This window comes from Corynebacterium meitnerae, assembly GCF_027570075.1.
Taxonomy (GTDB): domain Bacteria; phylum Actinomycetota; class Actinomycetes; order Mycobacteriales; family Mycobacteriaceae; genus Corynebacterium; species Corynebacterium meitnerae.
Window position 1 is genome coordinate 1 of the sequence record NZ_JAKMUS010000038.1, and the last position, 936, is coordinate 936.

The 936-nt window shown below is 56.5% G+C and carries 1 protein-coding gene; it reads right to left on the reverse strand.

Features of this window, described 5'->3' with window-relative positions:
* A partial coding sequence (locus L8U60_RS10720) for an integrase core domain-containing protein (RefSeq protein WP_269966354.1) occupies window positions 1-936 on the reverse strand: 936 nt, incomplete at both ends.

The window sequence follows — 936 nt, forward strand, 5'->3', positions numbered from 1 at the left end:
GCAGAGTTGCTCTGGGATGCCCCAATGGTTTGTTGAATGTGTCGTAGGCACCGTTAACGTAGGGGTATCGGTGGAAGGTATGCCTTGCTGAGCTGCCATGTCATCGGTGCTGGCCTCGTGTGAAGTTGCCGCTTCCGCGGGGCCGTTTAGCATGTCGGATACAGTTTGTGGGTTGTGCGCCTGGTTATAAGCAACTACGCGGGCCCAGATCTGATCAGGATCAAGTGGATGCGTAGGCGACGGTGCCTTGGGGAAAGTATCGAAAGCCTGACGTGGCGTGATGTGCATCCTGCCGACCAGCAGTGATTGGTGCCGTCGTCGCTCGTTGTACACCTGGCGATATTCAGCCAGATATGTGTTGACCTCAGCAAGGCTGACTGGGTGGCGTGCATCGAGGAACTGGGTCAACGTACGGTGAGATCGCTCGTCTTTTCCCTGGGTTGTCGGGGCGAAACCAGCAATAGCAAGTACACCTTGGCTGGCGAGCCACGTTTCAGTAGCAGAGAGAAAACCGCGGTGGTAGGTGGCGAACGCATCGCCATTGTCAGAAAGGATTTCTTGGGGTTTGCCGTAGGCGGCGAATGCAGCGGTGAGCGCAGCGCGTGCATCAGTACCGTTTTCCGGTAGAGCGAATGCTGTGGTTCCGACATCAAATCTGCTGGCATCATCGATGATCTGGTAAATCGTCACGAGCGTGTGAGCCTGGTCGAAGAGGCGATAGACCAGTCCGTCGATCTGCCAGAGTTCACCAACGAAATCGCGGGCGAAGCGCTTATAGGAACTCCGCGGCCGTTTGCGGGCATTGGCATCGACAAACCCCAGCTCCTGTAGCCACAAGGCGATGGTGGAACGCGACGGGGTCCGATCGGCACCGACAGAGTCGAACAAGAAGTAGTAGATCGACCAAGGGCCATAATCCAAGCCTTGCTCCATCAA